The 15,200-nt window shown below is 63.2% G+C and carries 8 protein-coding genes; 2 read left to right on the top strand and 6 right to left on the bottom strand.

Annotated elements, in window-relative coordinates:
• The first annotated feature begins 18 nt into the window (after window positions 1-18).
• Window positions 19-1,503, top strand: a complete 1,485-nt coding sequence (gene nuoN, locus CXP40_RS00665) for an NADH-quinone oxidoreductase subunit NuoN (RefSeq protein ID WP_106732192.1) — start codon at window positions 19-21, stop codon at window positions 1,501-1,503.
• A gap of 128 nt (window positions 1,504-1,631) precedes the next feature.
• Here the strand turns inward: nuoN and tam are convergent, their stop codons facing one another.
• The gene (tam, locus tag CXP40_RS00660) at window positions 1,632-2,393 is read right to left on the bottom strand and encodes a trans-aconitate 2-methyltransferase (RefSeq protein WP_106732191.1); all 762 of its coding nucleotides are present in this window, start codon (window positions 2,391-2,393) and stop codon (window positions 1,632-1,634) included.
• A 312-nt stretch (window positions 2,394-2,705) separates the two neighbouring features.
• Between tam and CXP40_RS00655 the strand changes: the two genes are divergently transcribed.
• Window positions 2,706-3,713: a TRAP transporter substrate-binding protein gene (locus CXP40_RS00655; protein ID WP_106732190.1), complete on the top strand. Its 1,008-nt coding sequence runs from the start codon at window positions 2,706-2,708 to the stop codon at window positions 3,711-3,713.
• 24 nt (window positions 3,714-3,737) lie between these two features.
• On the opposite strand, the gene CXP40_RS00650 is transcribed toward CXP40_RS00655, so the two are convergent.
• From CXP40_RS00650 to CXP40_RS00630, 5 genes are all read right to left on the bottom strand, one after another.
• Entirely contained in the window at window positions 3,738-5,786 is a 2,049-nt protein-coding gene (locus CXP40_RS00650; protein ID WP_106732189.1) for a bifunctional diguanylate cyclase/phosphodiesterase, read from the bottom strand.
• A gap of 154 nt (window positions 5,787-5,940) precedes the next feature.
• Entirely contained in the window at window positions 5,941-7,467 is a 1,527-nt protein-coding gene (locus CXP40_RS00645; protein ID WP_177429605.1) for an efflux transporter outer membrane subunit, read from the bottom strand.
• Entirely contained in the window at window positions 7,464-10,568 is a 3,105-nt protein-coding gene (locus tag CXP40_RS00640; RefSeq protein ID WP_106732188.1) for a multidrug efflux RND transporter permease subunit, read from the bottom strand. Before CXP40_RS00640 ends, CXP40_RS00645 begins: the two co-directional genes overlap by 4 nt.
• 118 nt (window positions 10,569-10,686) lie before the next feature.
• Window positions 10,687-13,779 carry an MdtB/MuxB family multidrug efflux RND transporter permease subunit gene (locus tag CXP40_RS00635; RefSeq protein WP_106732187.1) on the bottom strand — a complete coding sequence of 1,031 codons (3,093 nt, stop codon included), beginning with the start codon at window positions 13,777-13,779 and terminating at the stop codon, window positions 10,687-10,689.
• Complete coding sequence (locus tag CXP40_RS00630; RefSeq protein WP_106732186.1) at window positions 13,776-15,005, bottom strand: MdtA/MuxA family multidrug efflux RND transporter periplasmic adaptor subunit; 1,230 nt, start codon at window positions 15,003-15,005, stop codon at window positions 13,776-13,778. Before CXP40_RS00630 ends, CXP40_RS00635 begins: the two co-directional genes overlap by 4 nt.
• Window positions 15,006-15,200: the final 195 nt, after the last annotated feature.

Raw genomic sequence — 15,200 nt, 5'->3', positions numbered from 1 at the left:
GGTAAGGATTAGAGACTCATGGAACATCACGCTGTCGACTTCACCCTGCAACACCTGATCGCCCTGCTGCCGCTGCTGGTGACCAGCCTTACCGCAGTCGTGGTGATGCTGGCCATCGCCGCCAAGCGCAATCACACGGTGACCTTCATCCTCTCGGTGGTGGGCCTGAACCTGGCGCTGCTGTCGCTGATCCCGACGCTGGAGGTGGCGCCGCTACAAGTCACCCCGCTGCTGCTGATCGACACCTTCGCCTGCTACTACATGGCCCTGGTGCTAGCGGCCAGCCTGGCCTGCATCACGCTGATCCATGCTTACCTGGGCGGCGATTCGGGCAAGGGTTATCCGGGCAACCGCGAGGAGCTGTACCTGCTGGTATTGCTGTCCGCCGCTGGTGGCCTGGTGCTGGTCAGCGCGCAGCATCTGGCCAGCCTGTTCATTGGCCTGGAGCTGCTGTCGGTACCGACCTACGGCATGATCGCCTACGCCTTCTTCAACAAGCGCTCGCTGGAAGCCGGCATCAAGTACATGGTGCTGTCGGCCGCAGGCAGTGCCTTCCTGCTGTTCGGCATGGCGCTGTTGTATGCCGAGTCCGGCAACCTGGCTTTCGCCGATATCGGCGCCAGCCTGATGCGCGAGAGCAGCCAGCTGGTGCAGATCGGCATCGGCATGATGCTCATTGGCCTGGCCTTCAAGCTGTCGCTGGTGCCCTTCCACCTGTGGACGCCGGACGTTTACGAAGGTGCTCCTGCACCGGTGGCGGCCTTCCTGGCCACTGCCAGCAAGGTGGCGGTGTTCGCCGTGCTGCTGCGCCTGTACCAGATATCCCCGGCGATGAGCGGCGGCTGGCTGAGCGAGCTGCTGACCCTCATCGCCATCGCCTCGATCCTGGTCGGTAACCTGCTGGCGCTGCTGCAGAACAACCTCAAGCGCCTGCTGGGTTACTCCTCCATCGCTCACTTCGGTTACCTGCTGGTGGCATTGGTGGCGAGCAAAGGTCTGGCAGTGGAAGCCGTGGGCGTGTACCTGGCCACCTACGTGCTGACCAGCCTGGGCGCCTTCGGTGTGATCACCCTGATGTCCACGCCCTACAGCGGTCGTGATGCCGATGCGCTGTACGAGTACCGCGGCCTTTTCTGGCGCCGCCCGTACCTGACCGCCGTGCTTACGGTGATGATGCTGTCGCTGGCCGGCATTCCGCTGACCGCAGGCTTCATCGGCAAGTTCTACGTGATCGCTGCCGGTGTCGAAGCGCAGCTGTGGTGGCTGCTCGGTGCCATGATGCTGGGCAGCGCCATCGGCGTGTTCTATTACCTGCGGGTGATGGTCACCCTGTTCATGCGCGAACCCAACCTGCATCGCCACGATGCGCCCTTCGACTGGGGCCAGCGCGCCGGCGGCATCATGCTACTGGTCGTTGCCCTGCTCGCCTTCTTCCTCGGCGTGTACCCGCAGCCGTTGCTGGAGCTGGTGCAGCAGGCAGGACTGGTCGCCCTGGCGCAGTAAACAAAGCCCCGTAAACGAATAGCCCCCGCATCTGCGGGGGCTTTCTTTTGCGGATCGCGGCTAAAGCCCCTCCCACACAGATTCATGGTGACTTGTGGGAGGGGTTTTCGCCGCGACAGCTTGTTGCGCTATCGACGAGCGACCAAAAACAGCCGCGGAAACGGCAACAATACTCGACCATCGGCCTGCGCCGGGTAGGCTTCCCTGATCGCCGCCTGATAGCGTTCGAGAAAAGCTGCCTGCTGCTCGGCATCCAACGGCTGCAGGAATGGCAGCAACGCAGTGGATTTGAACCACTCCACCACCGCAGCAGCATCGTCCAGCACATGGAAGTAGGTGGTACGCCAGATATCCAGCTCACTGGCCTGAGTACTAAGGATGTCGTAGTAAGTCTGTGCGCTGTGCCGCTCGGCATGACGCACGTCACCAATCAGTTCAGCCCACGGCCCTTTTGCCGCCACTTCGCGGGCCAGGCGATGCGCGGGCTCTTGCAGATTGTCCGGTGTCTGGATCGCCAACCAGCCGCCGGGCGCCAACTGCGCCAGCAATCTCGGGTATAGCTGGGCGTGATCGGGCAGCCATTGCAGCGAGGCGTTGGCGAGGATCAGCTGCGGCGCGCACTCGGCCTGCCAGTGCTGGATATCCGCCAACTGGAAAGTCACCTGCGGCAACCGTTCGCGCGCCGCACGCAACATGTCTTCGCTGCTGTCGATACCCATCACCCGTGCCTCGGGCGCATGCGCCTGCAACACGGCCGTGGAGTTACCGGGGCCGCACCCCAGGTCGACGGCCAGCTCGACAGCATCGCGCGGTACCGCTGCCAGCAGGTCATGTACCGGACGGGTACGCTGACGTTCGAACAGGGAATATTGCTGGGCAGACCAACTCATCAGAAAACTCCTGGCTTCATTCGACCGACAGAGGATAACAGGCCACGCGCCGCACTCCGCCACCGGCAATTTTCCGCTGTAAAGCTGCTGGCACATGGCGGTTATCCGCCACCACCTGTGCGTCAGATCACAGGCTTTTTACCAGCCCTGGCAGGCTGGCGGAAATTCGCCACACTGGCATAACCCTTGCCATACAAGGATCAGCTCTGAACTGTCTGGGATGCTGCCTATATCCCCATAGCAGAACAGTGGAGCGACCAACACGAGGCCGCCGTAAAGGCGTCGCAACCGACAAGAAGAAAAGGAAGCAGTATGTTCAATCCAGTCCGCGCCCTGGCCGCATGCGCCTTGGCGTTAGCCTCTCTTGGTGCCAATACGGCACTGGCCGATGAACCTATCCTGATCAAGTTTTCCCACGTCGTCGCCGATGGCACGCCCAAGGGCCAGGGCGCACTGATGTTCAAGCAACTGGTCGAGGAGCGCCTGGCCGGCAAGGTCAAGGTCGAGGTCTACCCAAACTCCAGTCTTTACGGTGACGCCAACGAGCTGGAGGCACTGCGCAACGATGAGGTGCAGCTGCTGGCACCCTCCCTGGCCAAATTCGAGCAGTACACCAAGCAACTGCAAGTGTTCGACCTGCCCTTTCTGTTCGACGACATCGAAGCGGTCAATCGCTTCCAGAAGCGCTCCAAAGGCCGCCAACTGTTGCGCTCGATGGAAGACCACAACATCGTCGGCCTGGCCTATTGGCACAACGGCATGAAGCAGCTTTCCGCAACGCGCGCGCTGCATACGCCCGGTGACGCCAATGGTCTGAGCTTCCGCATTCAGCCCTCGGCGGTGCTGGAGGCGCAATTCGGCCAGGTTGGCGCCAGCACCCAGAAGCTGCCCTTCGCAGAAGTGTTCAAGGCGCTGCAGAGCGGCCAGGTGCAAGGTGCGGAGAACCCCTGGTCGAACATCTACAGCCAGAAATTGCACGAAGTACAACCGTTCATCAGCGAAACCAACCATGGCGTGCTGGACTACATGCTGGTGAGCAACTCACGCTTCTGGTACGGCATCCCGCATCACATCCGTGTGGAGTTGGAAGCCATCATCGATGAAGTCACCTATGCGGTGAACAAACAGGCCGAAGCCGCCAACCAGGCTGACCGCCAACGCATCATCGACTCCGGCCGTAGCCAGTTGATCACCCTCAGCAGCGAAGAGCGCGAAGCCTGGCGCAACGCCATGCGCCCGGTCTGGCAGCAGTTTGAATCGGTGATCGGCAGCGACGTGATCAAGGCCGCACAGACGGTCAATCGCAAGCAGCGCAATTGATGGCGGATATCCGCCAAGCACCGATCAGCTGGGAATATGCTCGGGCGGCAGTGGATGCCCGAGCAGGTAACCCTGCAACGAGTCACAGCCCAATTCGGTAAGGAACGCCTGTTGCTCGGGCGTCTCGACCCCTTCGGCGACGATGCGCAGGTCAAGCGCCTGGCCCAGGGCAACGATGGCGGATACGATGGCCATGTCATCGCCGTCGTGCTCCAGGTCTCGCACGAAACCACGGTCGATCTTCAGTTCGTTAGCTGGCAAACGCTTGAGATAGAGCAGGCTTGAATAGCCGGTACCGAAATCGTCGATGGCGATGTCCACCCCCATTTCGGCGAGCTGTTCGAGAATCACTTGGCTGGCGCTCACATCATGCATGGCAGTGCTTTCGGTGATTTCCAGAGTCAGGCAATTGGCCGGTAGCGCATGCCTGGCCAAGGTCTGGCGCACGGTTTCGACCAGCTCACCATGGCAGAACTGTAGTGCCGAGAGGTTCACCGCCACGCGCCAGTCCTGATGACCCTGCTCGTACCACAAGCGCATCTGCCGACAGGCTTCATCCAGCACCCAATCACCAATCGGGATGATCAACCCGGTCTTCTCTGCCAGCCCGATGAAGCGCACCGGTGCCAACAACCCCTGTTGCGGATGCTGCCAACGCAGCAAGGCCTCGGCCCCCAGCATGCGCCCAGAGCCGCTGGCGAACTTTGGCTGGTAGTGCAGACGCAGCTCGCCGCGCTCCAGGGCAACGCGCAGGTCATGCAGCAACTGCAGCTGCTGCCGCGCATTGGTGTTCATCGAACTCTCGAAGAAGCTGTAACCGTTCTTGCCCAGACTCTTGGCGTGATACATCGCGGCGTCAGCATTGATCAGCAGCTCCTGCTGGTCGACACCATCTCCCGGATACAGGGCAATTCCCACGCTGGTGGAAACGCGCAGCTCATGACCGTCGATCTCGAAGGGTTGACTGAGCAGCCCCACCACATGGCTGGCCACGTTGCTTGCATCATCCGGATGACGCAGCTCGGCCAGCAGCACGAACTCGTCACCACCGATACGCGCCAGGCTGTCATTGGCGCGTAGATGGGCACGCAGACGCTGCGCCACCGCGACCAACAACTGATCGCCAACGTGATGACCAAAGGCATCGTTTACCGGTTTGAAGCCGTCCAGGTCCATGAACAGCAAGGCGAAATAACCGCCGTTGCGCTGCAACTTGAGGATGTTCTGATTGATGCGATCTTCCAGCAACAGACGATTGGGCAGCTTGGTCAGGCCATCGTGCAGTGCCAATTGAGTCAATTCGGCGTTGGCCTTGGCCAGCGAACTGCTCAACAGCTCGGTGCGCGCTTCCAGACGTGCGTCGAGAATCGAGGTCAGCAAGGCGATGGCCAGCACGGCAAGGGTTGTGACGATCACCAGACTGGCCAGCCAACCGCTGTCCAGGCCGCTGAAGGCTGCGCCGCAGAAGCTGCCTTCGGGGAAATTCGCAGCTGCCATGCCGGTGTAGTGCATGCCGACGATGGTAAAGCCCATGATCACCGCCGCCGCGCCGCGCAACAAACGCACATGGCGCGTGTGACGGCGCAGGCGGAAGGCGATGAGCAAGGCAGCGCCAGAGGCGGCGACAGCGATCAGCAGCGACAGCGCGAAGAGCAGCGGGTCATAGACGATACCAGGCTGCATGCGCATCGCGGCCATGCCGATGTAGTGCATGGCGCCGATGCCGGCGCCCATGGCTACGGCGCCCAGGCATAGATGCCAGGCCGGCAGTTCGGGCTGGCTGACCAACCACAAGGCAAAGCCTGAGGCGAGCATGGCGATGGCCAGTGAAAGCAGGGTGATGGCAAGGTCGTAGCCAAGGTCTATCGGCAGTCTGAAGGCGAGCATGCCGACGAAGTGCATGGACCAGATGCCGAGCCCCATGGCCACGGCACCACCGCCGATCCACAGCACCCGGGCCGCGCCTTGGGCGCCAGTAATACGCCCCGCCAGGTCGAGGGCGGTATAGGACGCCAGGATCGCCACGCACAGCGAGAGAAAGACCAGGGCGAAATCGTAACTACCAATCAGCATCGCGGAACTCTGAACAGAAGGACGCACGACCGAAGGGCGATAGCTGCCCTACACCAATAATGGCCAGTTGCGATCACTTGATACTAGAGTGCGAATCTTAGCGGAAACTTAGCTCCCAGGTCAGGCGGTGCATGCACCTGATGCTTATTCTCTTCTACTGACCCTCGCTATCGTGCAATTGCTGCAGCTGCCAGCCGCCACCCAGAGCAGCGATCAACTGCACACTGGCTGTCAGCCGGCTACCCAGCAGGGTGAGGTTGGTACGTTCGTTGTTCAGCGCAGTGGCCTGTACGGTGACCACGCTGTTGTAATCGACGGTACCGGCGCGGTACTGGTTTTCGATCAGACGCAGCGACTCGCGCGCCGCATCCAACGCCTCCTGCTGCACCCCGCTCTCCTGCTCCAGCACGCGCAACTGCACCAGGTAGTCCTCCACCTCGCGGAAGCTGTCCAGCACCGCCTGGCGATATTGCGCCACGGTCTGGTCATAGATGGCTTCGCTGCGCTCCAGCTCCGCGCGGCGCGCACCGCCATCGAACAGGGTCAGCGCCAGTTGCGGGCCTAGCGACCAGAAGCGGTTGGGCACTTCGATCCAGTCGGCGAAGCTGCTGCCCCGATAACCACCGCTGGCCGAGATAGTCAGATCGGGGAACCACGCCGCCTCGGCTACGCCGATCTGCGCGTTGGCCGCCATCACCCGACGCTCGGCCGCGGCAACGTCAGGGCGGCGCTCGAGCAACTGCGAAGGCAGTGCCATGGGCACCTGGGGCAATGCCGGCAAGCTCTCGCGTGGCGCGATGGACAGTTCGGCCGGGCTGACGCCGACCAGCACGGCAATGGCATGTTCGAGCTGCGCGCGCTGCCACTCGAGATCGATTGCCTGCGCCTGGGTGCTCTTGAGCTGAGTGGTGGCCTGGGTCACGTCGGACTTGGGCACGATGCCGGCTCGATACTGGTTCTCGGTCAGGCGCAGCGAGCGCGCGTAAGCGGCCACTGTCGCGTCGAGCAGGCGCTTCTGTTCGTCGAGGATGCGCAGTTGCAAATAGTTCTGCACCAACTCGCTCTGCAGGCTCAGGCGCGCAGCGGCAAGGTCGGCGGCGCTGGCCTCGAACTCGGCGCGGCTGGCCTCCAGCCCCCGGCGCAGCTTGCCCCAGAGATCCAGCTCCCAGGCTGCATTGAGGCTGAGGTCATAACTCTTGGAAATGCTTGACGCTCCAGAACCGCTGACGGTGACGCCATCGGCGGTACGGATGGTGCTGTCACCACCACCCTGCCCGGCCCGAGTCACCCCGGCGCTGCCGGACAGCGATGGATAGAAGCTGGCCCGCGCACCGCGTACCAACGCCCTTGCCTGGCGGTACTGGGCCTCGGCGGCGGCCAGGTTCTGGTTGGACAGCTGCAGGCGCTCGGCCAGTGCATTGAGCTCGGCGTCGCCGTACAGCGCCCACCAGTTGCCACGCTCCAGAACATCTGCCGGCGCGGCGGCTTTCCAGCCCTCGACCTGTTTGAACTGTGCAGGTGCCGCCAGTTCGGGGCGCTGATAGTCAGGCCCCAGGGCGCAGCCGCCCAGCACACCGAGCAGCACGAACAGACTGTAGGAGCGAGCTCTGCTCGCGAATGGGTTGTATCGAGGCTCTTCGCGAGCAGAGCTCGCTCCTACCGGAACGGTATGCATGGTCATAGCGGATTTTCCAACGAAGCATCGGTGCGCACGCCACGCCAGCGGTTGACGCGATGGCGCAGGCGGTCGAAGTAGAGGTAGACCACCGGAGTGGTGTAGAGGGTCAGCATCTGGCTCAGCACCAGACCACCGACGATGGTGATACCCAGCGGCTGACGCATCTCCGAACCTTCGGCACTGCCCAGCACCAGCGGCAAGGCGCCAAGGATCGCAGCCAGGGTGGTCATCATGATCGGTCGGAAACGCAGCAGGCACGCCTGGCGGATGGACTCCTGCGGACTCAGGCGCTCACCGCGCTCCAGTTGCAGAGCCAGGTCGACCATCAGAATGGCGTTCTTCTTGACTATACCGATCAGCAGGAACAGACCCAGCAGCGAGATCAGGCTGAACTCCATGCCCACCAGCTGCAACGCCAGCAAGGCACCGACCCCGGCAGACGGCAAGGTCGAGAGAATCGTCAGCGGATGCACGTAGCTCTCGTAGAGCACGCCCAACACGATGTACACCACCACCAAAGCCAGCAGGATCATCAGCGGTTGATTGCCCTGGGTCTGCTGGAAGGCCGCGCCGGTACCGCCCAGCATGCCCTGCACCTCGACGGGCAGGCCGACGCGCGCCACGGCGTTATCGACGACGCGGCTGGCCTGATCCAGGCTGACACCTTCGGCCAGGGAAAAGCCGATGCTCTCCGCGGCGAACTGGCCCTGGTGGTTGACCCGATCCTCTTCCAGGCTGCGCTCCCAATGGGCGAAGGTGGACAGCGGCACCCGTGCGCCATCGGCGGTAATCAGCTGAATCTGGTCCAGCGCCTCGGGATGCTGGGCGTAGCGTGGGTTGATCTCCATCACCACGCTGTACTGGTTCAACGCTTCGTAGATGGTGGAAACTTGACGCTGACTGAAGGCGTTATTGAGCACCGCAGTGATCATGCTCATTTCCACGCCCAGGCGCTGCGCAGCCTCGCGATCCACTACCAGGCGAATCTGCTGGGCTCCACTGTTCTCGCGGGCGTCGATATCGGTCAGCTCGGGCAGCGCCCGCAGCGCCTCGCGTACCTTGGGTAGCCACTCACGCAGGGCATCGAGATCGCCCGAGAGCAGCATGTACTCGTTCTCCGAACTACGCCCCTCGCGCCCGCCGATCTGCAGGTCCTGATCCGGCATGAGGAACATGCGCCCACCGGGCACCTTCGGCACCGTGGCACGCAGGCGGTTGATCACCTGTTGTGATGACACGCCACGCTCGCTGATGGGCTTCAGGCGCACGATCATGAAGGCATTGTTGATCCCGCCTGCGCCGCCGATGAAGCCAGCCACGCTGTCCACCGCCGGATCGGCCAGCACCGCCTTGCGGAAAATTTCCATCTTCGGCTGCATGACCTGGAAGGACAGCCCATTGTCGCCGCGGATGAAGCCGATCAACTGGCCAGTATCCTGCTGCGGCATGAAGGTCTTGGGAATGCTGACGAACAGATAGACGTTCAACGCGATGGTCGCCAGCAGGCTTATGACCATCAGCAACGAATGACGCAGCGCCCAGTCCAGCGAACGCCCGTAGATGGCCAGCACCCGCGTCTGCAGGCGGTCTCCCCATTGCTGCAGGCGGCCGCGCGGCTGTTCGTCCTCGGCCTTGAGCCAGCGCGCGCAGAGCATCGGCGTCAACGTCAGCGACACCAGCAGGGAAATCACCACCGCCACGGCCAGGGTGATGGAAAACTCACGGAACAGCCGCTCGACGATGCCGCCCATGAACAGGATGGAGATGAACACCGCCACCAGCGACAGGTTCATCGACAGCAAGGTGAAACCCACCTCACGCGTGCCTTTGAACGCCGCCGCCATCGGCTTCTCGCCGTTATGGATGTGCCGGGCGATGTTCTCCAGCACCACGATGGCATCGTCCACCACCAGCCCAGTGGCGATGATCAGCGCCATCAGCGACAGGTTGTTCAGCGAGAACCCCAGCAGGTACATGGCGGCGAAACTGCCGATCAGCGACACCGGCACCGCCAGCGCCGGAATCAGCGCTGCGCGCCAACGCCCGAGAAACGCCAGCACCACCAGGATCACCAGGCCCACGGCGATCAGCAGCGTCTGCTCGGCCTCGTGCAGGGTGGCGCGGATTACCGGCGAGCGATCCATCGCCACTTCCAGCTCGACACTGGCTGGAATCACCTCGCGCAGCGCCGGCAGCTCGGCGCGGATGTCGCTGATGGTCTGCAGGATATTCGCCCCGCTCTGCCGGTTGATAACCAGCAGCACCGCTTCCTTGTCGTTGTAGAAGCCGCTGTTGTAGCGGTCTTCGACGCCATCGGTGACCGTGGCTACGTCGCCCAGGCGCACGGCAGCGCCGTCCTGGTAGCGGATGATCATCGGCAGGTAATCGGCGGCCTTGGCCAACTGGTCGCTGGCCTGCACCTGCCAGCGGCGCTGCTCGTCCTCGACCGCGCCCTTGGGACGCAGGGCATTGCTCGCGGCGATGGTCTGGCGCACTTCGTCCAGCGCAATGCCATAGTGATCGAGCAGGCGCGGCTCCAGCGACACCCGCACAGCTGGCAACGAGCTGCCGCCGACCTGCACCTCGCCCACGCCACCAACCTGGGACAGTTTCTGCGCCAGGATGGTCGAGGCCACGTCGTACAGCTGGCCCTTGTTCAGCGTGGCACTGGTCAGCGACAGCACCATGATCGGTGCCTGCGACGGGTTGATCTTGCGGTAGCTGGGCATGGTGCGCATGCCGCTGGGCAGCAGTTCGCGCGCCGCATTGATCGCCGCCTGCACCTCACGCGCGGCGGTGTTGATGTCCTTGTCCAGGTCGAACTGGATCATGATCCGCGTGCTGCCCTGGCTGCTACGGCTGTTCATCTGGCTGACCCCGGCGATCGAACCGAGCGAGCGTTCCAGCGGCGTGGCCACGGTCGAGGCCATGATCTGCGGACTGGCGCCAGGCAGGCTGGCCTGCACGGTGATGGTGGGGAAATCCATCTGTGGCAACGGCGCCACCGGCAGCAGGCCGAAGCTGACGCCGCCGAGCAGCATGATCGCCAGGCTCAGCAGCAAGGTCGCCACCGGACGGCGGATAAAGGGGGCGGAGAGGTTCATGCTCGATTGGCCCCAAGGCTTCGCCGACCCTGTAGGAGCGGCTGGGCGGCATTCCGCTTCAGCCGCGAATCCCATGCAACGACCTGTTCGCGGCTGAAGCCGCTCCTACGACGGCGGTTCATACCGCGACCCCGGCGGCGCTACGCCCGCTGAAACGGCGCGACAGGCGATCGAAGTACAGATAGATCACCGGTGTGGTGAACAGCGTCAGCACCTGGCTGACCAGCAGGCCGCCGACCATCACCAGGCCCAGCGGCTGGCGCAGCTCGGCGCCGGAGCCAGAGGCGAGCATCAGCGGAATGGCCCCGAACAGCGCCGCCAGGGTGGTCATCAGGATCGGCCGAAAGCGCAGCAGCGCCGCCTGATAAATCGCCGCCTCAGGCGCCATGCCCTGATTGCGTTCGGCCTCGAGGGCGAAGTCGATCATCATGATCGCGTTCTTCTTGACGATGCCGATCAACAGGATGATGCCGATAATGGCGATCAGGCCCAGGTCGTTGCCCGTCAGCAGCAACGCCAGCAGCGCACCGACTCCCGCCGACGGCAGCGTGGACAAAATGGTGATCGGGTGGATATAGCTCTCGTAGAGTACGCCCAGCACGATGTACATGGTGACGATGGCCGCCAGGATCAGCAGCAAGGTCGATGACAACGACGCGCGGAACGCGTCTGCAGCGCCCTGAAACTGGGTGTTGATGCCGCCCGGCATGCCGATTTCCTGCTCGACCCGCTCGATCACCGCCACTGCCTCGCCCAGCGACACGCCAGAGCCCAGGTTGAACGACAGGGTCACCGCCGGGAACTGACCGATATGGTTGATCAGCAAACTGGCGGGCCGCTCCTCGATATGCGCCAGGGATGACAGCGGCACCTGCTGGCCATCACCGGTGGCCACATGAATCTGACGCAACGCGGCCAGGCCGATACGCCCGCCATCGCGGCTCTCCAGCACCACGCGGTACTGACTGGCCTGGGTGTAGATGGTGCTGATCTGGCGTTGGCCGAAGGCGTCGTACAAGGCATCGTCGATGCTGCCGACGTTGATGCCCAAGCGCGCCGCGGCGTCGCGATCGATATCCAGGAACACCTGCAAACCGCGGTTCTGCAGATCGCTGGCCACGTCGGTCAGCTCCGGCTGCTCGCGCAGCGCCTCGACCAGACGCGGCGTCCAGGTTTCCAACAACTGGCTGTCAGGCGACTCCAGGGTGAACTGGAACTGGGTACGGCTGATGCGATCCTCGATGGTCAGGTCCTGTACCGGCTGCATGAACAGTTCGATACCGGGAACCTTCGCCAGCTCCGGACGCAGACGCTCGATCACCTCGCTGGCGGTGACATCGCGTTCGGCGTGGGTTTTCAGGTTGATCAGCAGACGGCCGCTGTTGAGCGTCGGATTGTCGCCATCCACGCCAATCGACGAGGACAGACTGGCCACCGCCGGATCACGCAGGATGACATCCGCCAGGCGCTGCTGACGCTCGCTCATGGCGGCAAAGGAAATCGACTGCGGCGCCTCGGAAATACCCTGGATCACGCCGGTGTCCTGCACCGGGAAAAATCCCTTGGGCACCGCCATATACAGCAGCACGGTCAGGCCCAGCGTAGCCACGGCCACCAGCAGGGTCAGCGGCTGATGCCTGAGCACCCACTGCAGCCACACGCCATAGCGTTCGATCATGCGGTCGATCACGCCACCTGCCGCGTGGTAGAAGCGCCCTTCCGACTCGGGCTTTTCGGCCTTGAGCAGGCGCGCGCACATCATCGGCGTCAGCGTCAGCGATACCACCAGGGAAATCAGGATAGCCACCGCCAGGGTGATGGCGAACTCACGGAACAGCCGCCCCACCACATCGGCCATAAACAGCAGCGGGATCAGCACGGCGATCAGCGACAGGGTCAGCGAGACCAGGGTGAAGCCGATTTGCCGGGCGCCCTTGAGCGCAGCGTTGAGCGGCGTTTCGCCCTCCTCCAGATGACGGGCAATGTTCTCCAGCATGACGATGGCGTCGTCGACCACGAAGCCGGTGGCAATGGTCAGCGCCATCAATGTCAGGTTGTTGATGGTGAAACCGGCCAGGTACATCACGCCGAAGGTGCCGATCAGCGACAGCGGCACGACGATGGACGGAATCAGGGTCGCCGACAACTTGCGCAGGAACAGGAAGGTCACCATCACCACCAGGGCGATGGCCAGTAGCAGCTCGTGCTGCACGTCGCGTACGGCAGCGCGGATGGTCTGGGTGCGATCGGTGAGCACCTTGACCTCGACGCTGGCCGGCAGGCCTTCGGTCAGGTGTGGCAACAGGGTTTGGATGCGGTCGACCACATCGATGACGTTGGCGCCGGGTTGGCGCTGCACGTTCACCAGCACCGCCTGGTTGCGATTGGCCCAGGCGGCCAGGCGCTCGTTCTCGGCGCCGTCGATGATCTCGGCGACATCTTTCAGGCGCAATGCCGAGCCGTTCTCGTAGTTGAGGATCAGCTCGCGGTATTCGTCGACCGACTTCAACTGGTCGTTGGCGTCGAGTTGGGAAACCCGTGTCGGCCCGTCGAAGTTGCCCTTGGGCTGGTTGACGTTGCTGGCCGTGATCAGGCTACGCACGTCGGCCAGGCTCAGGCCGTAGGAAGCGAGCGCCTCCGGGTTGACGCGAATGCGCACGGCTGGACGTTGCCCGCCGGCCAGGGTCACCAGGCCGACGCCACTGGTTTGCGCCAGCTTCTGCGCCAGACGGGTATCGACCAGGTCGTTGACCTGCGGCAATGGCATCGTCTTTGAGCTCACCGCCAGGGTCAGCACCGGTGTATCAGCGGGGTTGACCTTGTTGTACACCGGCGGTGCCGGCAGATCGCCAGGCAAGAGGTTGCTCGCCGCGTTGATCGCCGCCTGCACTTCCTGCTCGGCCACCGCCAGGGAGACATCGAGATTGAAGCGCAGGGTGATCACCGAAGCGCCGCCCGAGCTGGTCGAGGACATCTGCTTGAGCCCGGCCATCTGCCCGAACTGGCGCTCCAGCGGCGCGGTCACGGCGCTGGTCATCACATCCGGGCTGGCGCCTGGATACAGGGTCAGCACGCGGATGGTCGGGTAGTCCACCTCAGGCAGCGCCGACACCGGTAGCAGTCGGTAGGCGATCAGGCCGCTGAGGAAGATCGCCACCATCAACAGCGTGGTAGCGACCGGCCGCAGGATGAACGGGCGGGAGATGTTCATGCGTCATTCCGCACGGGGGCCTGGCCCGGCTCGGCCTGCTCTTCGGCGTCCGACTTCTGTGCAGCACTCGGCTCGATCACTTCCACTTCGCTGCCATCGCGCAGGCGGTCGGTGCCTTCCGTGACCAGGCGCTCGCCCTGCTGCACGCCCTCGTTGACCATGCTGCGCTCAGCGTCGCTGGCAACGATGGTGACCGCACGAATGCTCACCTTGTTATCGTCACCCACGACATAGACGAAGGTACCCTGCGTGCCGAACTGCACCGCAGCGGATGGAATGATGGTGGCCGCCGTGTGGGTTTCAACGCGCAAACGGGCGTTGACGAACTGATTAGGGAAGAGCATCTGCTCGGCGTTGTCGAAGCGCGCCTTGAGCTTGACCGTACCGGTGGTGGTGTCGATCTGGTTATCCAGGCTTTCCAGTACGCCCTCGGCCAGTTTCAGGCGTTCGCCACGGTCCCAGGCCTCGACGGCCAGGGGCGTGCCGTCGCGGCGGCGCTGCAGCACAGCAGGCAGATCGCCCTCGGGGATGGTGAAGATCACCGCAATCGGATCGGCCTGGGTGATCACCACCAGGGGTGTGGTATCACCGCTGCTGACCAGGTTACCGATATCCAGCTGACGCAGACCGAGACGCCCATCGATGGGCGCGCGAATCTGGGTGAAGTCGAGGTTGAGCTTGGCCGTGGCGACGTCGGCCTGGTTGCTCTGCAGGCTGCCACGGTACTGATTGACCAGCGCCTGTTGGGTGTCCAGGGTCTGTTTGGCGATGCTGTCTTCGTCGTACAGCCCCTTGTAGCGCTGCAGGTCCAGCTCGGCGTTCTTCAGTTGCGCCTGGTTTTCCTGCAGCGCCCCCTGCGCCTGCTGCAAGGCCACCTGGTAAGGACGTGGATCGATCACCGCCAACAGATCACCGGCCTTGACCTGCTGGCCCTCCTCGAACAGCACCTTGACCAGCTCGCCATCTACCCGCGAACGCACGTTGACCGTGTTGTAGGAAGTCACCGTGCCAAGCGCCTTGAGCTCGATGGCGAACTCACCCTGCTTGACCTCGGCCACCCGCACCGGCACCGGCCCCATGTCACCGAAGCGGCCACGGCCCGTCTGCTGGCCTTGCGGCGCACTCGGCCAGAACCACCACAGCAGCAGAAGCAGCACGGCGAGCAACGTCAGGCCAATCAGCCACTGACGGGAGGAATTCGATGGGGACGGAGAAGCATTCGACATGGCAGGCGCTGTATCACTTTTTGTGGGAGTCGGCACGATAAGCACTGGCCGGCGTCAAGCAAAGCCCATTTACCCGCTTTTTACGCTGCCCTTACGTTACTAACTGTTTGTATCCGACCATCCCTGACGACCGTCTTGGTGGCGTCGCAAGCGACGCCACGAAAGGCTCCAGGCGTTTTTGCCAGGGGCAAATAA

Origin of the sequence: Pseudomonas sp. YY-1 (assembly GCF_002843095.1) — a bacterium.
GTDB classification, from domain to species: Bacteria; Pseudomonadota; Gammaproteobacteria; order Pseudomonadales; family Pseudomonadaceae; genus Aquipseudomonas; species Aquipseudomonas sediminis_A.
This window is presented reverse-complemented; position numbering and strand designations above follow the sequence as displayed.